General features: G+C 52.6%; 25 protein-coding genes. 9 read left to right on the top strand and 16 right to left on the bottom strand.

The features are described 5' to 3' along the window. The first annotated feature begins 52 nt into the window (after positions 1-52). Positions 53-1141, top strand: a complete 1089-nt coding sequence (locus COW20_00985; GenBank protein ID PIW50826.1) for a hypothetical protein — start codon at positions 53-55, stop codon at positions 1139-1141. Here the strand turns inward: COW20_00985 and COW20_00980 are convergent. The 10 genes from COW20_00980 to COW20_00935 all read right to left on the bottom strand — a co-directional run bounded on the left by COW20_00980 (position 1138) and on the right by COW20_00935 (position 13870). Then, entirely contained in the window at positions 1138-2295 is a 1158-nt protein-coding gene (locus COW20_00980) for a chorismate synthase (protein ID PIW50825.1), read from the bottom strand. The genes COW20_00985 and COW20_00980 overlap by 4 nt on opposite strands. Continuing rightward, positions 2283-3587 (bottom strand): 3-phosphoshikimate 1-carboxyvinyltransferase, encoded by a 1305-nt coding sequence (aroA, locus tag COW20_00975; GenBank protein PIW50824.1) that lies wholly within the window; start codon positions 3585-3587, stop codon positions 2283-2285. The genes COW20_00980 and aroA overlap by 13 nt, the downstream gene beginning before the upstream one ends. A 3-nt stretch (positions 3588-3590) precedes the next feature. Continuing rightward, entirely contained in the window at positions 3591-4667 is a 1077-nt protein-coding gene (locus COW20_00970) for a 3-phosphoserine/phosphohydroxythreonine transaminase (GenBank protein ID PIW50910.1), read from the bottom strand. 89 nt (positions 4668-4756) lie between these two features. Continuing rightward, positions 4757-6202 (bottom strand): hypothetical protein, encoded by a 1446-nt coding sequence (locus COW20_00965; protein PIW50823.1) that lies wholly within the window; start codon positions 6200-6202, stop codon positions 4757-4759. Next, positions 6195-7457, bottom strand: coding sequence for a hypothetical protein (locus COW20_00960; GenBank protein PIW50822.1), 1263 nt, complete (start codon positions 7455-7457; stop codon positions 6195-6197). The genes COW20_00965 and COW20_00960 overlap by 8 nt, the downstream gene beginning before the upstream one ends. After that, complete coding sequence (locus COW20_00955) at positions 7454-8896, bottom strand: hypothetical protein (protein ID PIW50821.1); 1443 nt, start codon at positions 8894-8896, stop codon at positions 7454-7456. The genes COW20_00960 and COW20_00955 overlap by 4 nt, the downstream gene beginning before the upstream one ends. After that, positions 8889-10304 (bottom strand): hypothetical protein, encoded by a 1416-nt coding sequence (locus COW20_00950; GenBank protein PIW50820.1) that lies wholly within the window; start codon positions 10302-10304, stop codon positions 8889-8891. Before COW20_00950 ends, COW20_00955 begins: the two co-directional genes overlap by 8 nt. Beyond that, on the bottom strand, positions 10301-11692 hold the full coding sequence (locus COW20_00945; GenBank protein PIW50819.1) for a hypothetical protein: 1392 nt from the start codon (positions 11690-11692) through the stop codon (positions 10301-10303). The genes COW20_00950 and COW20_00945 overlap by 4 nt, the downstream gene beginning before the upstream one ends. Then, positions 11677-13227 carry a hypothetical protein gene (locus COW20_00940; protein ID PIW50818.1) on the bottom strand — a complete coding sequence of 517 codons (1551 nt, stop codon included), beginning with the start codon at positions 13225-13227 and terminating at the stop codon, positions 11677-11679. Before COW20_00940 ends, COW20_00945 begins: the two co-directional genes overlap by 16 nt. Continuing rightward, positions 13154-13870 (bottom strand): macrolide ABC transporter ATP-binding protein, encoded by a 717-nt coding sequence (locus COW20_00935; protein ID PIW50817.1) that lies wholly within the window; start codon positions 13868-13870, stop codon positions 13154-13156. The genes COW20_00940 and COW20_00935 overlap by 74 nt, the downstream gene beginning before the upstream one ends. Before the next feature lie 93 nt (positions 13871-13963). Between COW20_00935 and COW20_00930 the strand changes: the two genes are divergently transcribed. Next, complete coding sequence (locus COW20_00930) at positions 13964-14695, top strand: hypothetical protein (protein PIW50816.1); 732 nt, start codon at positions 13964-13966, stop codon at positions 14693-14695. Positions 14696-14706: 11 nt separating this feature from the next. On the opposite strand, the gene COW20_00925 is transcribed toward COW20_00930, so the two are convergent. The 3 genes from COW20_00925 to COW20_00915 form a co-directional block, all read right to left on the bottom strand. After that, positions 14707-15657 (bottom strand): acyltransferase, encoded by a 951-nt coding sequence (locus COW20_00925; protein ID PIW50815.1) that lies wholly within the window; start codon positions 15655-15657, stop codon positions 14707-14709. Between the two features lie 88 nt (positions 15658-15745). Beyond that, positions 15746-16675, bottom strand: coding sequence for a hypothetical protein (locus COW20_00920; GenBank protein ID PIW50814.1), 930 nt, complete (start codon positions 16673-16675; stop codon positions 15746-15748). Positions 16676-16678: 3 nt separating this feature from the next. Then, the gene (locus tag COW20_00915; protein ID PIW50813.1) at positions 16679-17587 is read right to left on the bottom strand and encodes a hypothetical protein; all 909 of its coding nucleotides are present in this window, start codon (positions 17585-17587) and stop codon (positions 16679-16681) included. A 137-nt stretch (positions 17588-17724) separates the two neighbouring features. Between COW20_00915 and crcB the strand changes: the two genes are divergently transcribed. Beyond that, on the top strand, positions 17725-18153 hold the full coding sequence (gene crcB, locus COW20_00910; protein ID PIW50812.1) for a fluoride efflux transporter CrcB: 429 nt from the start codon (positions 17725-17727) through the stop codon (positions 18151-18153). 91 nt (positions 18154-18244) lie between these two features. After that, positions 18245-18724 (top strand): hypothetical protein, encoded by a 480-nt coding sequence (locus tag COW20_00905; protein ID PIW50811.1) that lies wholly within the window; start codon positions 18245-18247, stop codon positions 18722-18724. Here COW20_00905 and COW20_00900 read toward each other — a convergent pair. After that, positions 18721-19182 carry a hypothetical protein gene (locus tag COW20_00900; GenBank protein PIW50810.1) on the bottom strand — a complete coding sequence of 154 codons (462 nt, stop codon included), beginning with the start codon at positions 19180-19182 and terminating at the stop codon, positions 18721-18723. The two genes, COW20_00905 and COW20_00900, sit on opposite strands and share 4 nt — an antisense overlap. A 247-nt stretch (positions 19183-19429) precedes the next feature. Here COW20_00900 and COW20_00895 point away from each other — a divergent pair, with 247 nt between their 5' ends. From COW20_00895 to COW20_00880, 4 genes are read left to right on the top strand one after another with little or no spacing between them, the layout of a single operon-like run. Beyond that, positions 19430-19924, top strand: a complete 495-nt coding sequence (locus COW20_00895; GenBank protein PIW50809.1) for a Holliday junction resolvase RuvX — start codon at positions 19430-19432, stop codon at positions 19922-19924. After that, positions 19921-21705, top strand: coding sequence for an aspartate--tRNA ligase (locus COW20_00890; GenBank protein ID PIW50808.1), 1785 nt, complete (start codon positions 19921-19923; stop codon positions 21703-21705). Before COW20_00895 ends, COW20_00890 begins: the two co-directional genes overlap by 4 nt. A 14-nt stretch (positions 21706-21719) precedes the next feature. Further along, the gene (locus COW20_00885; protein PIW50807.1) at positions 21720-23678 is read left to right on the top strand and encodes a hypothetical protein; all 1959 of its coding nucleotides are present in this window, start codon (positions 21720-21722) and stop codon (positions 23676-23678) included. Continuing rightward, complete coding sequence (locus tag COW20_00880; protein PIW50806.1) at positions 23675-24433, top strand: hypothetical protein; 759 nt, start codon at positions 23675-23677, stop codon at positions 24431-24433. Before COW20_00885 ends, COW20_00880 begins: the two co-directional genes overlap by 4 nt. Here COW20_00880 and COW20_00875 read toward each other — a convergent pair. Together COW20_00875 and COW20_00870 are read right to left on the bottom strand one after the other, a co-directional pair. Then, on the bottom strand, positions 24422-24898 hold the full coding sequence (locus COW20_00875) for a transcriptional repressor (GenBank protein ID PIW50805.1): 477 nt from the start codon (positions 24896-24898) through the stop codon (positions 24422-24424). The genes COW20_00880 and COW20_00875 overlap by 12 nt on opposite strands. Positions 24899-25054: 156 nt before the next feature. Further along, positions 25055-25249: a hypothetical protein gene (locus COW20_00870; GenBank protein PIW50804.1), complete on the bottom strand. Its 195-nt coding sequence runs from the start codon at positions 25247-25249 to the stop codon at positions 25055-25057. Between the two features lie 388 nt (positions 25250-25637). On the opposite strand from COW20_00870, the gene COW20_00865 reads away from it, so the two are divergent. Beyond that, positions 25638-25826 (top strand): hypothetical protein, encoded by a 189-nt coding sequence (locus tag COW20_00865; GenBank protein PIW50803.1) that lies wholly within the window; start codon positions 25638-25640, stop codon positions 25824-25826. Positions 25827-26017 lie beyond the last annotated feature (191 nt).

Below are 26017 nucleotides of genomic sequence, written 5' to 3'. Positions count from 1 at the left end.
TACTTGAATCAAACCCAGCGATCGCAAAATACGCTATATTTGAAAAGAAAACATGAATAGCGATTTCACACTTCACACTTTTGAGGCCCATTTGCCAGACTTGGTTGCAGCGCAAACCGATTGGAATCTGGCATGGCAAGCGATGCGCTCTCAGTCCCATATGGCCCTGCCAGAGGGCTTGGGTGAGCTTGCTTTGATTCAACAGTCATTGCGTCGGGAAAGCAATTTAAAAGCCCTTTTGCCCCTTTGGCATTCGCTGGAAGCTGAATTGCAGCAGCTTGGAAAAACTGAAACCAGTTGGAATGTAGCGACAGAACTGGAAGCGGCCCAAGCCCAACTCAACCAGATCCAAAGCCGCCTATTGCTTCTGAAACCCGAATTGGAAAGTTTTTTATCAGCTTTTCCGCACCCCGATAGGCTGGATTCTCTGGCCCTGTATAAAAAATTTCAACAAATCAGTGCCCTGTTCTGGGACAGTTTAAAGCTCAATAATGAGAGTGCTTTTTTGTTATCCCAGAAACATTTGCAGGGCTTTGAGGCAGAAATGCAAGCCTCAGAGGCACTCAGTTTTTCAGAAAAAATTGCGCTGGCGGCCTATCTCAAAGCTTTTGTGGCGGCCTGTGAAGCCTATTTTGTTTTGCGTAAATTTGTAGCACAGGCGTTGCATCGCCTGAAAACAGGGCATGGGGTGAGAAGTTTGGAGCTGAGAGAGCTGGTTCGTTTTTTTCAAAAATCAGAACTCCCTGAAGCCATGCCTGAACCACCAGAATACGCTTGGGGGATCACGTTTTTGCAAAACGCTGAAGAAACGGTTTTGCAGAACAGTTTGGGTCTGCCTTTGCCGCAAATCAACCGCAGTTACCAGGAGTATCTGAAAACGGGTTTTTATTGGCTTGAGCAATCGGCCCATGAGGCATTTCAAAATCCGCACAACCTGATCTTATCTGCAGAAGCTTTTTATAAAGCCCTCTCTGTAAATGCTTACAGTTTTGAATCGCTCTGGGCCCTGGCCTGTATTCTGTTTCTCTTGAATCAGAATGAACTGGCCCTTGATTTTTTGGTGCGTGCGGTCAAAGAAAACCAAGACCCAGGTTTAAAGGGCCTGCAAGAGGTTTTGGACCTCTATTCGCTCAGCAGCTAGGGGTGCTGTTCACGCCAAAAGGCGATCCGGGGATAAATTTCGGCCATTGAATCTCCGCCAAACTTTTCAAGCACGAATTCAGCCAATACCAGAGCCAGCAGTGCTTCGCCAATTACGGCAGCAGCCGGAACCGCACAGGTATCAGAGCGTTCAATATGCGCCGCCATGGCTTCGCCCGTTTCGCTGTGAACCGATCGCAGGGGTTGCATCAGGGTGGCAATTGGTTTCATCGCTGCCCGGATGATCACGGGTTGACCTGTACTCATGCCGGCGACGATTCCGCCCCCGCGGTTGCTTGCATAGTGGACCTGGCGGGGTTGTGCGCCAGGCAGGATTTCATCGTGGGCCTGAGAACCGGGCACCCGTGCCGATTCAAAGCCCAAGCCCAATTCGACCCCTTTAAAGGCATTCATGCTGAGGAACGCTGCGCCAATCGCGGCTTCAAGTTTGCGATCCCATTGGCTGTAAGAACCCAAGCCGATCGGCAAGCCCTCGGCATAGATTTCGACGACCCCACCCAGGGTATCTCCGGCTGCTTTTGCTGCATCAATTTCAGCGATCATGGCCTGTTCTGCCTCAGCCCCCAGACAACGGACAGGCGAGGCATCGACACGGGCATTCAGTTCAGACACAGCCAGATCCAGGGGGTGGGAATCCTGGACTGAACCAATTGAAACCACGCGACTGGCAATCTGGATATTCAGGGCTTCTAAAAATCTGCGCGCCAGGGTTCCCAAGGCGACACGCATGGCGGTTTCGCGTGCAGAGGCCCGTTCAAGCACATTGCGCAGATCCGGGTGATCGTATTTGATGCCGCCCACCAAATCGGCATGGCCGGGTCGGGGAACAAAAACCTCACGTTTAATCGGGCCTTCAATCGGCGTGACTGACATGGTGTCTTCCCAGTTGCGCCAGTCTTGATTGGGAAGGTAAAGCCCAATTGGGCTGCCGAGGGTTTTGCCGTGCCGAACCCCTGATTGAATCTGTACATGATCGGTTTCGATCTGCTGACGCCGACCACGCCCATAACCCTGCTGTCTGCGCTTCATATGGGCCTGCAGATAGTCGGGTGAAATTTCAAGCCCTGCAGGCAGGCCCTCTAAAATGCCCATTAAAGCGGGCCCATGAGATTCTCCTGCTGTTAAAAAGCGCATGGTTTCATTTCTCCTTCTTGAAGTTGACGCAAGATATCGAAAAATTCAGGGTAAGAGATGCCGACGCATTCTGGATTCTGAATTTCGGTTTCCCCTTCAGCGACCAGACCGGCAATCGCAAAGGCCATGGCAATGCGGTGATCGTGGTGGGGGTCGATTTTTGCGCCAAACAGGGCTTGGGGGCCCTCAATCGCAAAGCCGTCTTCAAAGAGTTCAAGCTTGACGCCCATGGCGGTTAAATTTTGAGCCAAGGCGCTCAAACGGTCTGACTCTTTGACACGCAATTCACCTGCACCGCGCACCTCTGTTCGGCCCTGGGCCTGGGTGGCTAAAATGGCAATCAGGGGCACTTCATCTACCAAATCTGGAATTTCATGGGCATAGACCCGTGTGGCCTGTAAGGGCACCTGTTGCAGGCGCAAGATGCCCAGCGGTTCAGGCGTTTCTGCTGTGATTTCTTCAGCGATCACCGCGCCCATTCGCTGCAAAACCTGCACAAACCCCAAGCGGGTGGGATTCAGGGATACGCCTGAAATTTCAACCCTGCCGCCAGGTATCATGGCGGCAGCGGCCAGCCAAAAAGCGGCGGTAGAAGGATCTCCCGGCACGCGTAGATGGGCCGCTTTGAGGCTCTGTTTGGGCTCAAGCAGGATCGTGCCCTCTTTGGTTTTGAGATTGACGCCAAAATGCGGGAGCAGGCGTTCGGTATGATCCCGGCTGCCAATTTCACCCTGCAGGCGCACGGGCCCTTCAGCCCACAGACCCGCCAGCAAGAGTGAGGTTTTTAACTGGGCGCTGGCAATCGGCAGGGCGTAGTCAATGCCCTGCAATTGGGCCGGTGAAATTTTGACAGGGGGATAATTCTGAGCGCGCAGCTCAATCACCGCTCCCATTTCTGAAAGCGGTTGGGCCACACGTTTCATGGGTCTTTGCGACAAAGAGGCATCGCCACTCAATACTGAGGAAAATTTCTGGCCTGCAAGCATGCCCATCAGCAGTCGCAGGGTGGTGCCAGAATTGCCGCAATCCAAGGGCGAAGACGGGGCTTGGAGCCCGGCAAGGCCCACGCCCTGCACACAGACTTCTGTGCCCTGTCTTTGAATCTGAACGCCCATTTGGCTCAGGCATTGCCAGGTTGAGGTTACGTCTGCACTGTTGAGCAGGCCCTCAATCCGGGTTTCGCCTTCAGACAGGGCTCCAAAAATCAAAGCGCGGTGGGATATCGATTTATCGCCCGGAACGGTCAGTCGGGCATCAAAATGATGCAGTGCTGAAACGCGCTCAATGCTCATGGTTTAACCCTGCTTACGTGCAAATTCGCGCATAAAGGCGCTGAGGGTCTCTGCGCCTGAAAGGGGAAAGGCATTGTAAACAGAGGCACGAATTCCGCCCACAGAACGGTGCCCTTTTAAGCCATCCATGCCCAGGGCTGCCGCCTGATTGACAAAGGCGGTTTCAAGTTCTTCACTGGGCAGCCGGAAGGTAATATTCATACGCGAACGGCTGCTCTCTTCGGCATGGCCGCGATAAAAACCTTCACTGCTGTCGATCGCTTTGTAAATGAAGCTGGCTTTTTTCTGATTCAGTTCTGAGACGGCTTCCAGCCCTCCCTGTGCCAAGAGCCAGCGGGCCACCAGACCCACCACATAAATCGCAAAAACGGGGGGGGTATTGTAAAGTGAATTGTTTTCCACATAGGTTGAATAATCCAGCATGGTATGCAGGCCCCGACGGCTGCGGGCCAGCAGGTCTTCGCGCATCAGGGCAAAGGTAACACCGGCGGGGCCCATATTTTTTTGAGCCCCGGCATAGATCATGGCATAGCGAGAAACATCGATCGGACGGCTGAGAATATCTGAAGACGCATCACAAATCAAGGGCGTTTCAGCGGTATTAAAATCCTCAAAGAGTTCGATGCCTTCGATGGTTTCATTGGAGGTGAGGTGAAGATAGGCCAAATCAGAAGGGGTTTCGAGTTCTTCCTGACGGGGCATGCGGCGGTAGCCGCCTGCTTTGCCGCTCCACAGGGTAATCACTTCGCCTTCGCGACGGGCTTCTCCCATCGCTTTGCGGGCCCAGGAACCACTGTCAATATAGCCTGCCCGTGCACCGGGCAAAAGAAAGTTGAGCGGAATCATGGAAAACTGAAGCGAGGCCCCCCCCTGTAAAAAGATCAGGCGGTAGCCATCGGGCACTTGTAAGAGGGTTTTCAAATCGCTGAGGGTTTGTTCGAGAATGGCTTCAAAAGGAGCTGAGCGGTGGCTAATTTCCAGAACAGACATGCCGATGCCGGGTAAAGACAGGGCTTCTGCTTGGATTTGCTCCAGTACGGGTTCAGGTAAAACGGCAGGTCCTGCCGAAAAATTTAAAATACGGGCTTGCGAAGGCACAAAAAACTTCCTTTCAGTTCACGGGCTAACACTCTGGATTTCACAGGGAACCCCTGTCAGGATAACACACCCTAGCGGGTGGGTTGAGCCTCAGAAGCCGGAGAAGCAAGGGGAAAAGTGACTTTCCAATGCAATCCATTTTCTGAGCTTACCTGATAATCGCCCTGTAATTGTGAAACCAGAGAGAGGATCAGGCGCAATCCCAGGGTGGTACTGTGTTCTATTCTGAAATCAGGTCGAAAGCCGATGCCATTGTCCTGCATTTCCAATTCAATCCTGGATCCTGCTGAGCGCAGCACAATCTGAATTTCAGGAGATTCAGGGGGCTCAGGAAAGGCATTTTTAAGCGCATTTGCCAAGATTTCAGTAAAGAGCTGGCCGCAATACATGGCCTGTTCCAAGGGTACGTGCAGGGCTTCGAGTGAGAGTTGGATGCGGAGATTGGGGGTTTCCTGGTAGAGAACGGTGAGTTCGCGGGTCAACTGACGCAGGTATTTTTGCAGATCAATCCGGGCCATATTCTGAGACTCATAGAGTTGCTCGTGCACCAGCGCCATGCTGCGGATCCGATCGCGGGAAATCTGGAGAATTTTTTTCAATTCAGGGTTTTTGAGTTTACGCATTTGCAGGTTTAAAAGACTCATAATCGCCTGAAAATTGTTTTTGACCCGGTGGTGAATTTCGCGCAGCAGCACTTCACGTTCTTCAAGCGCAGATTTAAGTTGGTTTTCAGATTGTCGGCGTTCAGAAATATCTTCGAGCGTGCCAACAAAGCCCAAAACATCTTCGTAAATATTGGCAATGCTGCTGACGCGCATCGAGATCCATCGTGTTTCCCCCGTTCTGCGCAGAAAGCGAAACTCAAGCTGAAATTGACCCGTTCTCGGGAGCTGAGCGGTCCACTCTTGAATGACGAATTCTCTGTCCTCGGGATGGATCAGGTTGAGCCAACCTGTGGCCAGGTATTCATGCAGCTTTAAGCCAGTGATTTCTTGCCATCTGCTGTTTACAAACAGGCAGTTTTCATCATTGTCGAGAAAAAAGATGCCGATAGGGGCTGACTCAGCCAGAATACGAAAGCGCGATTCGCTTTCTGTGAGCAATTCCAGCGCGCGGTTGTGTTCGGAAATATCGCGCAGAATCACCAGGGTATAAACACCCCCATTTTTGAGATAGCTTGAAACCGTTACCTCCATATCAAAGGTGCTGCCATCCTTGCGTAGCCCTTTGGTCTCATAAAAATTGGGAGGATCTTCGCCTGTTTCGCGCATTTTGACATATTTCTGGATTTGTGAGCGTTGGCAGGGAGCGATCAAATCGAGGATCGAGCGGCCCACCAGTTCCTGGTTGCTTTGGTAGCCAAACATCTTGCAATAGGCCGGGTTTACAAAGACATGTTTCCCTGCCTGCGAAAGCCCAATTGCATCGCGGGAGTTTTCAAAAACTGCCTGATAAATCTCCTGGGGATCGAATTCTGGCAGGGGAGCAAAATTCAAAGCGGGGCCTCCTTTAATCATGGCGAAGTGCTTGAATGGGATCCATTTTTGAGGCCCGCCAGGCGGGGTAGAGCCCAAAAAAGATCCCAACCAGTGAAGAGACACCAAAGGAGAGCAGGATCGACTCCACCGAAACGATGGTTTTCCATCCGGCTGCCACGGTGACGATCTGGCTGATTCCCACGCCCACACCGATGCCCATTAAACCGCCAATCAAGGAAATCAAAAGAGATTCTAAAAGAAAGAAAATCAGAATATCCCCCGGTGTCGCGCCCACGGCCCGGCGAATGCCGATTTGGCGGGTGCGCTCGGTGACGCTGGCGAGCATAATATTCATAATGCCAATCCCGCCTACCAAAAGCGAAAGTCCGGCAATACAGGCCATAACCAGATTGAACAGGCGTTGCGTGGCTTGGCTCTGTTCAAGCAATTCGGTGGGCACCACAATTTCAAGATCGGGGATGCCAAAATGGCGGCGTTTAAAAATTTGCTTCAAAGCCTGGCGGGTACTGCTCAGATATTCTGGGCCCGAAACCTGCAAAGACATTTCATCGACCACATTGTATTCAATTTGATTGTGCGGGGTATTTTCCGCAGGCGTCAACGTAAATTTTTTTAACGAGGTGGTAATTGGAATATAGACATCTTTTTCAAGCGGGCGTGAGCGGATCTGAACCCTCTGCTTGGTGGCCTGGCGGGCATTGAGCACCCCCACAACCTCAAAGCGCTGTCCGCCAATGCTGATCCAGCGCCCAATCGGGTTTTCGGTCAGAAAAAGCTGCCGTGAGAGTTCTGAACTGAGAATACAGACCTTGCGGTAATAGAGCAGGTCGTCTGAGCTAATAAACCGGCCTTCAGAAAGATGCAGCCCGTTAATGCCGAGATATTCAGGGGTGGTTCCCACCACTTGGGTTTCAGGGTTTAAATCCCGGTAGGTGATGGGTTTGTCGAGCAGATTTTGTGGTGCGACGGCTTCAATATGGGGCAGAGTACGCGCCAGATAGAGCGCGTCTTCATAGGAAAGCCCCAGCGAAGGGGTTCTTTCGGCCTGTTTTTTTTGCGATTCATTCAGTTCACGGGCATAGACCCGGATATTGTTGATGCCGAAAGCGGCAATCTGTTCGATCATTTCCTGCTCAGCGCCTTTGCCAATCGAGAGCATGGCGATTACTGCGCCGACGCCAAAGATTACCCCCAACATGGTTAGAAAGGTGCGCAAACGGTGTTGGTAAAGGCTTTTTAAGGCATACCACAAGCTCTCCAGCCAAAAATTCATGGCGATTTTCCTCCCTGGGTGGGTTCTGCGGGGGTGTCTGCTTCTGAGCTTTCTGGCAGTTGCAGCGTATCTTCAAGGCTTAAACCTGAAAGGATCACCACCTGTTTGGGATTGGCCTCGCCAACCTTGACGCTGCGCTTTTCTCCGCTGCTTAAGCGCACATAGTGCCCCTTGGCATCGCGGTAGACGGTTTCACGCGGCACCATCAACACGTTTTCTTTGCGCTGGAGCGGCAGGCGAATATCCACACTGGTGCCCGGTTTAAACAGGCCCTCTTGGGCGGTGGGTAGAATTTCAAGATCAAAGACCTTGTTCAGGCCCTGGGTGTTTTGGCGTTGGCTGCGCTCATGCGCCAAAACGCCGATTTTGAGTATTTTGGCCTTGAAGAATTTGCCCTTCATGCTGGGCAGTTCAATCGTGCACTCCATACCGGGTTTGACTTCACGGATCAGGGTTTCATCCAGTTCACTGCGTATTCTGACATCGGCCAGATTTGCGACCGACATAAAGGGGTTGCCTTCTGAAACCTCATCGCCGACACCGACCCGCTTCAAACCCTCTTGGGTCCAGGTACGGTTGATCACAACGGTTCCGGCAATCGGGGCCCGCAGGGTCGATTGCTTGATGCGGTCTTTGAGGCGTTTGACCTTTAAGCTGGCGCTGTCTAATTTGGCCTGTTTCTTTTTGCGCTCAAGTTCGAGGTTTTTCAGGCTGAGGGTTTTGTTCTTGTGCGCCCAGGCCAGGGCAGATTTTGAAAGCTGAACCTGGACACGCGCTTCTTCACGGCTCAGGCGGGTGGCACCTTCGCGGGCCTGTTGGGATTCTGCTTCGGCAATGCGAAAATCGCGTTCGCGGTTGCTCAGATCCAAACGGGCCTGCAAAACTTCCAGCTGGGTGCTCATGCCTTTTTGCGCCAGTTTTTCTTTCAGCCCCAGGTTGGAGCGGGAGAGCTCCAGTGCTTTTTGGGTTAAATGCAGTTGCAGGGCCTTTTTTTCAAGCTCTTCTTTGCGGGTGCCAGCCAAGAGTTCACGCAAAGCCAGCTCTGCTTGGGCCAGATCGGCCTGGGCCCTTTGAATTTCGGCATCCAGTTTGACCTTTTCACCCGCCGTGCTGCGCTCATGCTCCATCAGGGCATTGCGAGCGGCATCCATTTCCATGCTTTGATCTTCGAGATCCTCTTCTTCGTCTTTGACATCGAGGCGGGCCACCTCCTGCCCTTTTTTTACCTGGGCGCCATCCTCTGCGATTTTTTCGAGTTTGGCGCTGAAAGCGGGGGCCAAATAGACCTGGGAACGTGCTTCGACTTCGCCTACCATTTCGACCTGGCGCAGGTAGACCCCCTTTTGGGGGTGAATACCCACAGACTCACTGGGGCTTTCGACGGGCTTCTGACAGGCACTGAAAGCGAAGATCAGCAGCAAGAGTAAGGCTTTAGGCATCTGAATCTCCCCTGCCGCTTGGGGGTGGATTTAAGATCACGGTATCCCCGGCTTTGAGTCCTTCGCGTACCAACGTGTTCAAGGCATCGCTTTTGCCTGTTTTAATTTTGCGCTTTTGGGCTTTGCCAGCCTCTAAAACCCAGACAAAACTTTCGCTCTTGCTTTGCTGAAGGGCTTGGGTGGGAACCGTTAAAACCCCCTTCATGGCCTGAATCTGGATATCGACCTGGGCGGTCATGCCGGGGCGCAGATGGGGATCGGGTTTTTCAAGGCGAATTTCACAGGTAATGCCCTGAATCTCCAGGGCATCATTGCTGAGGGTTTGGCGTGCAATGGGAAGTAAGCGGGTAACCTCGCCCTTTAAAACCAATTCAGGCCAAGCATCCAGGCTGACCTTGACCTTCTGCCCGAGTTGCACCTGGGGCGCGTCAATTTCATTCAGGGTCAGGCGAATCAAGGGCTGTTGCAGATCGACCAAACGCACGGCTTCAATGCCCTCTTTGACAGAATCTCCTGCTTTGACGGGAATCATGTCCTGACCGACCCGCATTTTGCCATAGACCAAAGTGCCCGGCAGGGGAGCGGTGAGCTGTCCTCTGCGAATCAGATCCTGGTAATAATTCATGCGGTTGTGATAGGTTTTAATCCGACTTTCGGCAGAGCGTTTCATGACCTCAGCGACCCGCACCTGCACCTTGCCTTCGCGGTCTGCCAGTTTGATGGCCGCGCGCGCTTTTTCAAGCTGGACTTTCTGTTTCTGAATTTCCTGGGGGCGGGGGCCCTGCTGCAAAACCAAAAGTTCGGCCTCAAGGCGTTTTTGCTCTTTTTGAGATTCTTCGAGTTGAAGTTGGGCCTGATCCCGCTCTTCACGGGAAAGATAGCCCAATTCAAACAGACGCTTGCGCTCGCGTGCTTCCAAACTCAAAATCTCTTGTCTTTGCGCCAGGGCTTTTAAGCCTTCACGGACCCGAGTCAGCGCCACGGGGTCGCGTTCGGTCTTGAGTTTCAGAAGCTTCAGCTCTTCTAAGCGCGCCTTGAATCTTGCCTGTTCCTGGGTGTTTTGGGTCTGTTCAATGCGTATTTGGCGATTGAGTGCGGCCAGATCCTGATCAAAACGGGCTTCATCCCAAGAAAAGCGGGCATTGTCCAGTTCGGTCTGTTGGCTGGAGGTGTCCATGCGCGCAATGACTTGGTTTTTTTTCACAACGGTGCCCTCGGGCAATAATTGAGTCATTTTGCCATCAAAGGGAATCCGCAGCGAGGTTTCCGATTGTGAAACCACCTCTCCGCTTTCGTGAAGACTGAGATCCAATGCGCCGCTTTGCACGGTTAGGGTCTGCCATTCTCGTGTCGTTTGGGCCTGACAGGCACAGAGCAGGCAGAGGATCAACGCTGCTCCCCGTTTCATGGCGTTTTCCCCAAGAGGATTTCTTCTTGGCCGCTGAATTCACCCGCCAGCACGGCCTGATCTTCATTCCGGGCCAGAATTTTAACTTCGCGGTTTTCGACTTTGCCAGCCGTGAGTTGTTTCAAATGCGCTTTCTGATCCTTTTCTTCGAGGGCTTCAAGCGGCAGAGTCCAGACATTTTTCAGACTTTGCACTTCTATTTCAGTCTGCACGCGCATATGGGCCTTGAGTTCTTTGGGCAGCTGGTCGAGGGTGACTTCGATTTCAAAGTATTTTAAACCTGTGGGCTTGGATTCATCTTTGTATTTTGCGAGTTTTTGAATTTTGGCGACTTTGCCCATAAAGACCTGACCGGGCAGACCGGGGCTGGTACAGCGCACACGCTGACCCAGTTTGACAAAGGGAATTCTGAATTCATCGACCCGTGTCAAAACCCGCAATTGGTCAGTGCGCACGACCTGCACGATCGGCAACCCGTTCCAGACTTCCATGCCCACGGTGGGAATCTGGTTGCCCCAGAGTCGGGGATAGAGAATCGTGCCATCAAAGGGCGCTTTGATTTCAGCCCCATTCATGCGTTCCTGCATACTTGAAAAGCGGCGGTCAAAGCCTTTGACCCGACTGCTTTGGTTGCGGGTTTGCGTGCGCAGCAGCGATTGGCGGGATTTGCCTTCCAGTTCCGCAATTCGGGTTTCGAGCGAGGCGCTGCGGGTTTTCAGGCCCGCGCCCTGGATATCAGGCGCGCGGTAGGCTTGGGTCTGTTGCTGCAGCGTCAGTTCAGAGGTCTCGCGCGTGGTTTCAAGTGCCAGCAGATCCTGCTGGGCAGTTTTCAGATCCTGTTCGGGCAAATAGCCCTTGTTGTAGAGGTTTTCTTTTTCAGCGATCGGAAAATGGGCGATCCGCAGAGCCGCCAGTTCAGCTTCAATCCTGGCCTTGACCCGTTCATCGCTGCGAGGGCCCTCTTTGACCAGCTCTTCTTCCAGTTTTTGAATTTGGGTCTGTCTTTGTTTTTCCTGGACTGAGGATTGAATCTTGAGCCGTTCGAGTGGCAATTCGGCCCGCTGTTTCATTAAATTGGCCCGTTCTTCAGTGGAACGCTCCATATAGCGGTTCATGCGCTCAATGAAATGGCGTGAATTGACCTTGGCAATGACCTGGCCTTTTTTGACCTGCTGCCCTTCAGGCAAAAGCATTTCAAGGGTGCCCCACATGCGCTCAGGAACATTGAGGGTTTCCTGAACCACGGGTTGCAGTTCCCCCTCCGATTGAACCCAATGCACAAAATCCTGTCGGATCGGGTGCACGCTGGCCTGTTGGTTTTCACTGGCAACGTTCTGACAAGCCCAGAGCAGGCAGCTCAAGGCCAAAAGGCTTAACTTTGCGCCCATGAAATGCCTACCGCCTCCAGCAAGGTTCCTTCCGCCTTTTGCAGGCGGTTGATCGCGCGAATATGTTCGATCACGGCATTGACCTCTGCCAAAGAGGCCTGCTCAAAATCACTTTGAAACTGCAAAACCTGAAAATTGGTGGTCAGGCCCAGGTTCAGCTTTTCGGTTTGGGCTTTGAGTTGTTCTTCTGCCAATTGTTTGGCCAGGCCGGTGGCGGCTACCTGCTGGGCTGTCATCTCCACATTGCGGGTGGCCTGGCGAATTTCACGCAGAATTTGCTGGCGCAGATCGCGCAGTCGGGTTTCCTGCTGCTGGCGCACCAAGACCGCCTGTTGGTATTGGGTTTCAAAGCTATTGCCGATCACGGGCATTTCAAAATTCAGGCCCAAGGACCAGAAATAGGTTTGCAGGCCAAACATCTTTGAGAGCGAATTTGAAAAACTACCATCCAGACTTTGCAGGCCTGAACTGCCTTGAAGATTCAATTGCGGCAGCCGGTTCTGGCCTGCGATTTCTTCCTGGAGTTGGCTGTTGTTCAGGCTGAGTTCCTGAATCAGGTAGTCGGGGCGGGAACTCAGGGCCGTCTTATAGCTTGCTTCAAGGCCGACTGCATAGGGTTTGAACTGGGGCTGATCGGCTGGAAGCAGCTCGCTATCCCATTGAACCAGACTCTCTTTGGCACCTGGGTTGAGCAGCTGTTTGAGTTGATCCTGGGTGTTTTCAAGATTGCGGCGGGCATCGAGCAGATTGGCCCGGCGCGAAGCAATATTGGCTTCGGTCTGAAGCAGGTCAATCCTTGACATGAAGCCCGCTTTCATTTTCTCCTGGTTCATTTGCAAAAGATCTTCAAGGATTTTGAGTGAGCGCTCCTGAACGCGCATGCGTTCGCGGTAGAAAACCAGATTCCAATAGGCATCCTGAACGGCTGCCACCGTATCGATGGCCTGGGCTTTGTAATTCCAGGCGGCAGATTTGAGGCTGTTTTCTTTGACCGAGATCTGGCGCAGGCCATTCAGGCTATTGCGCAAAAGCGGGTGGCTCAGGTTCAGCGCCAATTGGGGGGTATAGGCCGGGTTGAGATCGGCGCGGGTGGAATTGGTCTCCTGCACGTTTTGATCCAGTTCCAGGCGCAGATTGCCCCCTGTGGCCAGGGATTGCTCAAGAAAAAGGCTGTAATTCTGTCGCGTTTGATTCAGAACCGAAGCCCCTGAAATAAACGAGGTATTGGTGGGGGAGACGTTTTGGTTTAAACCGGCCTGGGCCCCGGCTTTTAAACCAAATTGGGCGCGTTGTTGGGCCAACTCCATCTGGCTGATAGCAGGATCGAGCCGACTGACCTGCAAGCCCAGATTGGCTTTGAGTGCCATTTCAATACAGGTTTGCAAATTCAGGGGCAATTCAGCCGCAGAAACCGGCAGAACGGCCAGCACCAGGCTCAGCACACTGGCTGCCAAAAGACGTTTAGGCATGGGCTTCCTCCTCAGGCAATTCAGGTCGCCAGGGGGTATTGGGGGTATCGGATTCAATTTTTCCATCGCGCAGAATCACAATCCGGCGGCAGCAGCGGGCGATGTCCATTTCGTGGGTGATAATCACCAGGGTGCTTCCCTCCTGGTTCAAATTTTGCAGCAGGTGCATGATTTCATAGCTGGTGCGGGTATCCAGCGCACCTGTGGGTTCGTCGGCAAGAAGCAGGGCTGGTTTGCCGACCAAGGCCCGTGCCACGCTGACCCGCTGCTGTTGACCGCCAGAAAGCTCCAAAGGGGTGTGGTGGATACGTTCTCCCAGGCCGACATGTTCCAGCGCGGCCTGGGCCCTTGCCATGCGTTCGTGTTTGGGCAGGCGGGCATAAAACAGGGGCAGAGCGACGTTTTCAAGCGCAGTCATATCCGTGAGCAGATTAAAGGATTGAAAGACAAAGCCAATTTTCTGGTTGCGGATATGCGAGAGTTCAACCTCTGAGGCCTGGCTGACATCGACGTCATCCAGACTGAGGCTGCCTGAAGTGGGGGTGTCTAAACAGCCCAAAAGCGTCATCAGCGTAGACTTTCCTGAACCAGAGGGCCCCATAATCGCGACCATTTCACCGGCTTCAACGGTAAAACTGACGCCGCGTAGGGCCTGTACCTCTTGCTGGGCCATGCGGTAGGTTTTGACCAGTTCGCGGGCCTCAAGCATGGCTGAATTGTTTCAGGTTAGAATACATAAAGGGTATTGTAACCCCACAAGCCAGCAGCGACTAGCGAACAGAGCAGAGGAGTGCGCAGAGTTTTGGATATTTTAAGCTATTTAAATGGGATTCGTTTTGAGGGCTATAGCCCCATGACCTATCCCAGCCAGGGAGATGCCGAAGCCTGGGAGTGGGAGCAGACCCTTTTGCCTGAAGAAGACACTGAAACCAAACAGCTCTTGGCTCCCCTCAAACAAATTCCGAAACTGAGTAGTTTTGCGATTGCCGCTTTGATTCATGAAATGGTCAGGCAAATGCCGCCTGAACAGTGCTTTCTGAATATTGGCACCTGGTATGGTTATACTTTTCTGGCCGGACTCTTGGGCAACCCCGATAAAATCTGCATTGGCGTGGATAATTTTTCGAATTTGATCATTTCCAATCAAAATCTGTATTTGCCGCCCAGCAATCCTGAACCCCATTTCAGGGCTTGGTTTGAGCGCCTGCGCAGCCCGCTGCACGCCTTTTATTCAATGGAGTTTCGAGACTATTTTAAAAATTTTCATATCAACCAGCCGATCGGTCTGTATTTCTATGATGCCGATCATGCTTACCAGGCGCAATACGAGGGCCTGCTGATGGCTGATCCGTATCTGGCCCCTGGTGCCTGGGTGCTCGTTGACGATATCAATGAAACCGCACCCTATGCCGCCACCCACCAGTTTCTCAAAGACCAAGGCGGCAAATACCAGTTGCTGTTTGAACAAAAAACCTGCAATAACGGCCATCCCAGCTTCTGGAATGGGCTGATGCTGCTGCAAAAACAGGGCTGAGCCCAAGTCGCTCAGACTTTTTCAAGTTGGGGGGCAGGCTGGCGTGTGTCTGGGTGCTGGCTCTGCCAGGCGGCTTGGGTGGCTTGAATTAACTGATCCTTGTCTTGCCAGAGTTGGTTCACCCAGGTCTGAATTTGTTGCTGGTAGTCGGGGTCATTGAGATAATCCCGACCGATTACATTTTCAGGCAAGGGCAGGGTGCGCACCTTGACCGTGATTTCAGGCAAATGCCCACTCAAGAGCGCCCAGAAGGGTTTGTGCTTTTGGTGGCCTGGATAGAGAATCGTGACATCCAAGACTTCACTGAGGGTATCTCCCATGGCAGATAAGACCAGGGCCACACCGCCCGCTTTGGGCTTTAAAAGCTGCTGGTAAGGTGAGTTCTGGCGCTTGAGCTTGGCCTCGGTCAGGCGGGTGCCCTCTAAAAAATTGATCACTGAAACAGGGTATTGCTTGTATTTTTCACAGTGTTTGCGGGTGGTTTCCATGTCTTTGCCGCGCATTTCAGGATGTTTTTCTAAATACTCGCGTGAATAGCGCTTCATAAAGGGGAAATCCAGCGCCCACCAGGCCACGCCCAAAAGCGGAACCCAGATCAGCTGCTGTTTGAGAAAGAATTTGAGAAAGGGAATTTTGCCCTGAAAGACGTGCTGAAGCACGAAGATATCTGTCCAGGAGCGGTGGTTGCTGATCACCAGATAGGATTTGCGCAGATCCAGTTGCTCAATCCCAGACACATCCCAATCGGTGTCTTGGGTCAGTTTCATGATCAGGCTATTGCCTGCGACCCAATGGTTGGCCAGCCACATCAGCCCCAGGGTGCTGAAATGGCGAAGGGGCTGGATCGGAATAAACTTGAGCAGAATCAGGGGAACCAGGGTGGCACACCAAAAAAGGGTATTTAAAACTATCATCGAGGCGGAAAGCACCCCCAGCAGGGGCGAGGGAAGAAAACTGAACATTTTGGCCACCTTTTGCAAAACTCTGAATTCAGTTTAGGTGAAGCGGAGGGGCGACTGTGTCAAAGAACAGTCAAAGTTGGGTTGCACTTCAGTCAATTTGCTCACTTAAAATCCAGCCAAGTGAACGCCTGGCCTCATTGAAGAGCAAAGTATCGGCGGTGTCTTCGGCATAGAGCAGCAGGGCCAGGCTGTGAAAGATTGCGCGAAAGCGGGCCAAATTTTGAGTGAGTTCAGAAACCTCACCGTAGCTTTGCCAAAACGCTGGGCGGGCAGAGGGGGGCAGAAAGGCGAAAACCAGCGATAAATCGGTAGCAGGATCGCCCCAATGGGCATCGCCCCAGTCAATGATTCCGACCAAATCGTGATTTTCGTTGACGATTAAATGGCGCAGATACAAATCGCCATGCACCAGAGCCTTTGGTCGATCACTGGGAGTTTCTGCGGGCAGGCCTGCCAGAAAGTGTTCAAAGGGTTCGATCTCTTCTAGCAAACGCTTGTCTCGGGCTTCGCGCAGGCGCTCACGGGTTTGTGGCAGGCGTTCGGCCAGGTTGACTTTTTGCAGGCGGTCGGGGGGGATTTGATAGTGTTCCCGCCAAGCTGTTGGGCGGGTGTGCAAGCTTTTGAGCAAATCCGCAAGGCGTGGGGCCATGGCCCTGCGTTCAGCGGGTGAAAGTGCGCATTGGCAGGCGCTCTGGCCAGAGATCAGGTGATAACCTGCAAAGGGCCAGGGGTAATCGTCGGCAGGTTGGCCTAGAAACTGGGGCACAGGAATTTGAAGCGGCAGGACCTCTGCCAGGGGCTTGAGCAGTTTGAGTTCGGTGGCCAATAAATCCAGGGCGATTTTTCGGCGCGGAAAGCGAAAGAGCCAGTCTTGATTGACGCTGAAGACCTGGTTGTCCCAGCCCTGGCCCAAATAATGAAGCTCGAGCGGGCAGAGTTCTGGAAATTGACGGCTGATCAGGGCCTGGGCCTGGGCGTGTGAAATTTCGTATTCGGCCTGCCAGAGGGGGGCTGTCACGGCCTAATGGCCTCGGCTGGAACGGGTTGAGAGCGGTTCAATATGCCAGCCTTCCCAGGACATGGGGCGGTACATACCGGCCTGGGCAATAATCGCATCAAATTCCCGCTGCGAAATTTTGCGCCCATTGCGCAGCAGATTGAGATCGATGGCTTTGCCCGCATTGTGTCGGCTGTGACCTGGGGGAGCCACCCATTTGCGTGCTTTGGCAGCAGAACCATATTTTTTCAGGGCTTTGTTCCAGAGCTGACGTTGGTGTTCGACACTGCGGTAAGAAGAAAAGACTTCGACTTTGATGCCTTTGCTGCGGGCGATGTCTTGAATTTTACGCAGACCGGCTTCGGCTTCGCCCGTGAGGCTGATGCCCCGACCGTATTTGTCTTTCAGACCGGTATCATGCACCTCTTTGGGGTAGGTCTCGCTGCGTTCTGGCCGGGGTTTGGGGCGTGGCAGGGGAATGGTTTCTGGCCACTGGAGTTTGGGGGCACTGGCAGGAGTATCAGTCGCATCGGGAAGATCGAGCAATTCAGGATCTTCCATTTCGCCATCGCTATCTTCGGCTGAATCGGGCAAGCTGGGGGCCTGAACCGGGGCGGGAAAACTGGGCAGTACCGGCAGGGGGCGGGCCGGTTGAGTGGCTTGGGGAGCTTGCTGGGGAACAGAATTCCAAGTCTTGAGCAGATCAGGGGAAAGTAAAAAACTGCCTGAAGCGGGAATTTGGCCTTGGGGAGCATTTTGTTGGAAGGTATCGGGTTTCCAGTGGGCGGGAAGGGGAGGGAGTTTGCTGGCGGGAGCTTGGGTTTGGGGCGCAGCTTGAGTTCGCCCGAGCAGGCGAGAGACCTGTCCGATGCTGTTTCCTGATGGTGCGTTATAAATTGAAAAATTCCCCATGTTTTTTTCATCGGAACGCATGCAAAATTTCTTACGGTTCTTTAACAATTTTTAGATTAAACTTAACTTCTTGCAGCGGGCAGGAGACATGTTAAACTATTTTTGGTCATGGACTCGGCCAGGGACTCCCCAAACCGCCCCACTACCCGCAGGGGCTGATGATTCCTACTCCAATTTTAGAGGGAGGAATCACTGTGTCTGTTTCATTGAATCATCTGCTGGCGATCGCCTTTGGGGGTGCTGCCGGCGCTATTTCCCGCTATTTGATGGTGGGTACGCTTAAACACTATTTGCCGGGGTTTCCCTGGGGAACCCTCTGTGTGAATTTACTCGGCTGCTTTGTGGCTGGCTATCTTTTGGAAGCCTTCAGCCACGGCCTGAAAGAACCCCCTGAATTGCGACTGCTGGTGATGGTGGGCTTTTTAGGCAGTTTAACCACCTTTTCGGCCTTCAGTATTGAAACCCTTGAACTCTGGCTGCAACACTCCCCCTTGCGGGCCCTGTTCAATCTCGCCCTCAATTTGGTGGGCAGTATGGGAGCTGTCAGTCTGGGCTATGTTCTGGCGCGGATCTTTTACAAAGTTTAACAATTTGTACTGGTTTCTGTTATTTCAAAGCTTGGCAGCTTTCTAAACCCTTGTTATGATTTTTCCATCTTTTAATCACAAGCGGAGCGAAATGATGAAAACCAAACCTTTTCTCAGTGGACTGTTGACCTTGGCGAGCCTGACCCTGATCAGTACGGCCCAGGCTGCGATTGAAAAAATTCCTGCCGATCCCCAGGCCGTGGATGTGCTCAATCAAACCCTGACGGCCTTAAACAACCCCAACGAAAAAGAAAGAATTCAGGCGCTTGAAAAACTGCTACACAAAAGCATGTTGGGGCCCGGTGGGAAGGGATTGGATCCCAGTGTTGAGCGTTTTTCATATAAAAAAGCGGTGCAAAATGCAAAATTTTATCAGCTGCCGGTCAATATCTATGAGGTGCACAAGGGCAATACCTCGACCGTGGGATTCAAACAAACCGCAGAAACCGGTCGGCGGGATAAATATTTTCTGAATAAAAATGAGGGCGTCGCCGGTCGGCCTGCGCCCGTGCATATCTTTTGGCCCGCAAATGGCTCAGCACCCAAAGTTCTGGATTTTGGTAGCCTCTAGGCAATTTCCTGACGGTCTGCCTCTTTTTTGAGCTGCATCCAGAGCATTGAAAACTCTTCTTCAAGGCTTTGGCGCATCAAAAGCAGGGGCAGAATTTCTTCTTCTTCGGGGGTTAAAACGGGCCACTGGGCTGAGAGGCGAGCTTGAGACTGGCTTAAATTCAGAGCCAAATCTGCAATCAGATTCTGTTTCTGTGCATCGGGCAAAGCAGAGGCCTTGAGCTTTTCTATCCGACGCTTGCAAAACAATTCTATGCAGGCCTGGGCTCTTAATATTTCAAGGGCCTTCTGCTGGTTGGGGCTGCCACTGGGGAGAGGAAGCTCTTGCATGAGCTGGCTGTGGGCTTGTTTTAAAACCCTGCGTTTGTCGTGAACCGTATTCAGTCGCTGGATTCGCTCGTGAATTCCCCCCCAGAGACTCTGTACCAATTGAAAACAGGCGGCTTTGTCTACTTGCATCCCATTTACCTCTTGCGTGTGATACCTCTATTCAAACCGATCTTGACGAATAGGCAAGTTAGTCTGCTCACAGGCTGACTGATAACTTGCTCACATTGCAAAGCTGTTTTGTAAAGGCTTGTGTGAGCCCTGTCTGAGCTGCTTCGTTTGCAAACGCATTTCCGACTCAACGCAATCCGGGTTAAAATAGTGTGTTCAGGGAGTTTGCATAAATTCATGCCTGAACGAGCCCCCGCTGGAGTAACCAATGCAACCCAAACCCCGAGTACTCGGCCTGGATGTAGGAACCCGCACCATCGGCATCGCAGTCAGCGATCCCATGGGTTGGTTCGCGCGCCCGGTCACGACGATTCAACGTAAATCCTGGAAAGACGATCTGGCAGAACTTGCAAAAATTCTGCAGGAATTTCAGGCCAAACAAATCGTGGTGGGCCTGCCTTTGGGCGGCAATGGTGAAATGACTGAACAGGCCCGTTACAGCAAGGGGGCTGCAAATCGTATCCATCAGGAATTTCCAGATCTTGAACTTCACTTTATCGACGAGAGCCACAGCAGCGAATTCGCGCAGGAGCAAATGCTTGCCACCGGCATGAAAAAACGCAAGCGCAAGGCGATGATCGATCAGGTGGCGGCGGTTAAAATTCTTCAGGATTTTATCGATCAGGAAGCCCTGCGGGAAAAGGCCAATGCCGCAAGACAAAAGCAAATCACGACAAACGAGATAACAGGAATAGAAGCATGAAATTGAAACGCACCCATATGGCAACAGCTTTGCTCCAGGCCCCCCTGGGAGAAACCGTCACGGTTTGTGGCTGGGTACAAAGCCGCCGCGACCACGGTGGCGTGGTCTTTGTAGACCTGCGCGATGGCTCAGGCCTGATTCAGCTGGTCATGGACCCCCAGGTCAATCCAGAAGCCCATGGCGCTGCGGATCGCCTGCGCAATGAATTTGTAGTGGCCGCCCAAGGCCGTATTCAAGAAAGAGACGCAGATAAAATTAACGAAGATCGCCCCACCGGCCGCCTGGAAATTAAGGTTGAGGCGCTTGAAATTCTGAATACTGCCAAAACCCCGCCCTTTGAAATTGATGACGATTTGAATATCGATGAGCCTCTGCGCCTGAAATACCGCTATCTGGATTTGCGTCGCCCCAAGGTCCAGGAGCGCCTGAAAGTGCGTCACCGCGTGACCCAAGTGATTCGCAATTATCTTTCAGACAAGGGCTTTTATGAAATTGAAACCCCGATGCTGATCAAAACCACCCCCGAGGGCGCCCGCGATTACCTCGTGCCCAGCCGCGTGCATCCTGGCCATTTCTATGCCTTGCCCCAATCCCCGCAAATCTACAAACAGATTCTGATGGTTTCGGGCATGGAGCGTTATTTTCAGATTGCCCGCTGCTTCCGCGATGAAGACCTGCGCGCCGACCGTCAGCCTGAATTTACCCAATTGGATTTGGAAATGTCCTTTGTGGACGAGCAGGACGTGCGCAGCATGAACGAGGGCCTGATTGCCCATCTCTTCAAAGAAGTTTTGAATGTGGAGATTCCCTTGCCCTTGCCCGTTTTGAGCTATGACGATGCCATGAACCGCTATGGCTCTGACAAACCGGATACCCGCTTTGGCCTGGAATTTGTAGATTTTACCGAGATCATGAAAAGTGTAGATTTCCAAGCCTTTGCCTCGGTGGCCCAGGGCGGCGGGCTGATCAAGGGCATTCGCCTGGAAGGCGCTGCCGATCAAATGACCCGCAATGAATTGGATCAACTGCGCAGCCGCAGCATCCGCTATGGTGGCAAAGGCCTGGTTTGGTTTATTTACAAACCCGAAGGCCTGACTTCGCCTGTGTCTAAATTCTTTAGCGAAGCCGAGCTGAGCGCGATTCAAAGCACTTCAGGAGCCCAGACCGGAGATATCGTGATCATGATGGCAGATAAGGCCAAGGTGGTTCACGATGTTTTGGGCCGCCTGCGCCTTGATCTGGGCCAACGCTTCAATCTGATTGACCACAGCCGTTGGGATATTCTCTGGGTCAACGCCTTCCCGATGTTTGAATGGGATGAACAGAGTGGCAATTGGCAAGCCCAACACCACCCCTTTACTTCGCCCAAACCTGAACATATGGATCTGCTCTTCAGCGACCCCGGCGCTGTGCGCGCCCAGGCCTATGATTTGGTGATCAATGGCGTGGAAATGTCGAGCGGCAGTGTTCGTGTGCACAACCGCGATTTGCAGGAAAAAATCTTTCAGGCCATGCGTATTCCCGAAGAAGAAGCCCAGAGCAAATTCGGCTTTATGCTGGGGGCCTTTGAATATGGCGCGCCTCCCCACGGTGGCATGGGCTATGGCCTGGATCGCCTCGTGATGCTGATGACGGGTCAGGAAACAATCCGTGAAGTGATTGCCTTCCCGAAAACCCAGGCCGCCAGCTGCCTGATGACGGAAGCCCCCGGCACGGCCTCTCGCGAGCAGCTTGAAGAATTGCATCTGCGCACGGTGATGCCCAGCAAACCCCAGAATTGAAAGTGAGCGACTGAGTGCACGAAGAAGAAACCCGGCAGGAAATTGATCGCCTCACAGAGACCGTCTCTGCGATCGCCTCGAATTGGGACGAACGTGCCCCAACCCAGCTGGCTTCTGCACTCAGTGGTTTTTCGATTCCTTCGCTGCTGGAGATTGTGGCGCGCACCCCCGAGACGGTTGCCGAAGAAGAATTGCTGCAAACCCTCGCCAAGATGGTGCTGGCGCGTTATGCCAAAGAAGATGGCAATCTTGGCGAGTTTAGGCATGAGCTTTGGGAAGTGCTGAACGCTGAAGACCACCGGGTTTCGGTGTTGCGCTCGCTGCTCTACCAGATTCAGGATATTTCGGCCCAGCAATTGCGCAGCCACCCCTCCCGCGAAGCCTACCGTTCGATTCGGCTGGTGGTGGACGAGGTCTTGCTGGAACTGCGCAACCGGCCGCAGCAGGCCGTACCCCGCCGCAGACGCCGCCCCCTGGCGATCAAGCTGGCGCGCACTTCAGAATTGCCAGATATTTCGCAATTGACCTTTGAGCCCGTCGATAAGCTGGTCTCGCCGAAACGGCTGACCCAAACCCTTTCCTCGCTGCCCGATTCGATTCAATTGCCCCAGCCCCGCTCGGTGCGTGAGGTGATGATTGAAACCGAGCGGATTCCAGATTTTCACAGCCAGGCAGATACCTTGATTCAGTGGTTGCCCCCGCTTTACGCCCTGCTTGAACATTGGCAGGATGAGAGCAGCCCCTTTTATCTGGCCGAACTGATGCAGGGCCTGTCGATCAAAGACATGCTGCGCTACAGCGCCTATGTGCTGCCCCACCACTCTCAGGAAGTGTTTTTGCGCTATTTCAGTATTTTGCTGCACTTAAAACTGCTGACCGATGTTCCCCTGCCCCATTTAACCGAAGAACTGCGTTTGATGGTAACGGAGCCAGAACCCGCGCTTGAAAAAATTCTGACCGCCGTGATTTATTATATGTTCTGCAGCTCGAATTCCTTTTTCGCGATTCAGGAACAGGCTTTGAAACGGCTTGAAAACCAGCAGCAGAGTTTTCTGTTTGACCGGATTTCGTTGGAATGGAGTGCCAATAAACTGATCCGCAATTTTCTGCGCGCTTCGCTGACCCGCTCTGACCAGTATACGGTTAAGAATTTAAGCCCTTTTGACTGGGAATTTGTCTTTTATATCCTCAACAAAGGCTGGGCCCGCAGTGTGATGCGCGATGTCTATGGCGTGTTTCACGGCAGCTCGGTTTTTGCCAACCAAATCGTCTTGCCCGATACCAGCAAAGGCTTTGGGCATTTAAATGAAACCGGCAAAGGGGTCTCGTTTACCCTGGCCACCCAGCAGATTTCGGATCTGCTGCTCAGTCACAGCAAGATTCCCGCTGAAAATACCCTGCGCACTTCGCAGTTTGGGCAGCATGTTCAGGAGCGCTGGCGCAAGGATGTGCTGCGCAAGGAGCAACGCCCAACCCTGAATGCGCCTACCCTGAAGCGGATTGAGCGTTTTGTGCAACAGGTCTTTCAACGGGGTCGCTCAGAGCGCTTGCAGCTTGAGGCCGTGGCCCAGACCACGATTCACGAGGCGATGCAGTCGTTTGCCTATCTGCCTGCGGATCGCCTGACCTGGTTTGTGTATGAACTCGCCCATTTTATCTTGCAGGAGGGGGGCAGTGAAGTGCCCCAGCTCTTGGAATTGGCGCGGGGTATGCTGGCGGGGCTGGTGGAGGTTTTTGTGCAGGAGCTTCAGCCCAAACGCAGCCATGAGGCCGGTATTCTGCTTGATTTAACCTGGGAGGGCTGGTACAGCAGCCTGCTCAATTACTGTGGTTTGAAGCTTGAAAAACCCGAGCTGATTGAAGAGTTGCGCAATACCCTGCAAGATTTTCTGCCCAAATTGCGGGATAAATATCTTGAGCCCATGCGCCGCCAGTTTTTTGAGCAGTTTGAAGTGCCTGTGGAAAGCCTATGACAGGCCTGCTTGCTGGTTTGGCACTGAGTCTGGGCCTGCTCAGCCCCTTGCCTGAAAACCCGATTCCCCCCCAATCGCAGCAAATGCTGCGCGTGATTAGCGCCGATTGGAACGCTGTACCGGCAAAACTGCAACGCTTTGAACGCCCGAATAGCGAAACAGCCTGGCAGGCCGTGGGCTCAGCAATGCCCGTGGTTGTGGGCAAAAAAGGCATGGGTTGGGGCCAGGGGCTGCATTCCAAGGCCCTGGCGGCCCCAGAGGCTTTTCGCAAAGAAGGGGATAAACGCGCCCCAGCTGGGGTTTTTCGCCTGGGCACGGTCTTTGGGTTGGCCCGGCCTGAAACGGTCAAACCCTGGCTGAAAATGCCCTATCTGCTGCTGCAGGATGAGACCCGCTGCATTGGGGCCCGTGAATCGGTTTATTATAACCAGATTGTGGAGCAGAACCAGGTCAAGCGCGACTGGAAGCATGACGGCGACAATGAAAATATGAAGCTGGATGCCCTTCGCGATGAAGGAGCCTATCGCTGGGGCCTTTTCGTGGAACACAATACGCCCCCCGACCGGGTTTCAGGCTCGTGCATCTTTGTGCATCTCTGGAAAGGGGATGGCAGTGGTACTTCTGGTTGCACTGCACTTTCTAAACAAAATATTGAGATCCTGCTGCATTGGCTGGATCAATCCAAAAACCCGATTCTGGTGCAAATGCCCGAGGCAGAATACCAGGCCCTGAAAGCGGCTTGGCTACTTCCCTGATTTTGCCTGACAGTCGGCACAAATGCCATAAAACTCCAGGCTGTGGTTGACCTGAATATAGCCGCGATCGCGCACAAGTTTCTCCAATTCTTTAACAAAACAGAGATCGATCAGTTCCAGCTTGCGGCATTTGCGGCAGATAATATGGTGGTGATGTTCTTCGTCGGCCCCAATCATTTCGTAGCGGGCCATGCCATCGCCAAAATCACATTGGCGCACCAGGTTTAAATCTTCAAAGGCGTCCATATTGCGGTAAATCGTGGCGGGGTCGCAGGGGGTATCGTGGATCTTTTGGGCCAGTTCTTCAATCGTGAAAGGCCCATGTTCCCGCACCAAAACCTCAATCAGGGCTTTGCGTGGGCGGGTCAGTTTCAGACGTGCCTCTTTGAGCAGATCCAAAGCCTGCTCAAGCCTGTGACTGGCATCGGGGTGTGAATGGGAATGTGTAAGATGTTCTGCGCTCATAACTTTCTTATCATCCCCTGAAGCGGGGGCCCACGTCAAGGGTTCGGGCAGGCTCAGCGCGCTGAGAGCAGCTCTTCACTGAGGGCCCAGAGGCGCTCTGCCGCTTCGTCATCGCAGGCATGGGCATTCACACCAATGGAAGCAACGCGATGCAGGCTAAGACTCAAGATCGAGGGGGCTGATCGCCGCTTTCAAGGTGCTGCTGGGAACGGTGTGGGTATAGATCAGGGTCGTGCGCAAATCAGAGTGGCCAAGCAATTCTTGTATCGTGCGGATATCCACATTGGCCTGGAGCAAATGGGAGGCAAAACTGTGCCTGAAACTGTGGGCCGAGGCCCGTTTATTGAGCATGGCCAGACGCTGGGGGCTGGGTGGGGCGAAACATAGTAATGCCCAAGAGCACTGCTTCTTTGGCCTGGTTTCTGAGAAAATCAGATTTCAAGAGTGGGGCAATTTGGTCGAGAAAAGGCGCAATCTGTTCTGAGTAAGTGGTGAGCATTGCTCTTGCTGGCAATACTCCAGATACAAGCGCAGCCAGCGCTGGTAGAAAAAGTGGTTGCGGGGGTGTATGCTTTTTGTGCTTAAAAGTTTGCGGTATGCAGGCATTAGCGTTTTGATTGTTTCTTGTTTTTCTGCCAACATCTGTCTTCTCTCCTCTGTATAATCTCTGTATACTCATGTTATACAGAAAGTGTTGAATTCTGCAAGAGGAAGAATTCAACACTTTGAGTTGTAGGATATGCGCGATTTTACCAGGCTGGCGGGGGGTGAAAATATGACAATAAAAATACATTTTAACAAAAAATCGATTTTTGTTAAAAATTTGTATTTATATGACGATTTAAGGGGGCTCTTAACTGGGCTTGATTCTTTTTCGAATGAATTGTATCCTAAGGATGTAATTTTTTATTCTCTGATTTCTGAATAGATGTGATGGCAGGAACAGGGCGTTTGAGTTGATAATTCTCCAATATGTGGAGTTATCCAGAAAGCGATGAATTCTTCTGGCACAAAAACACCAGGTAGATAATTCTCCGATTTGTGGAGTTATACGGAAACAGGATAAGTTGCGTTTTGGCGTGTTAGATGGACATTGAGGGCTTGCTTGAAAAAGCAAAA

The organism is bacterium (Candidatus Blackallbacteria) CG13_big_fil_rev_8_21_14_2_50_49_14 (genome assembly GCA_002783405.1).
Lineage (GTDB): Bacteria > Cyanobacteriota > Sericytochromatia > UBA7694 > UBA7694.
The sequence above is the reverse complement of the archived record's forward strand: the minus strand, read 5'-3'. Positions and strand labels throughout refer to the sequence as shown.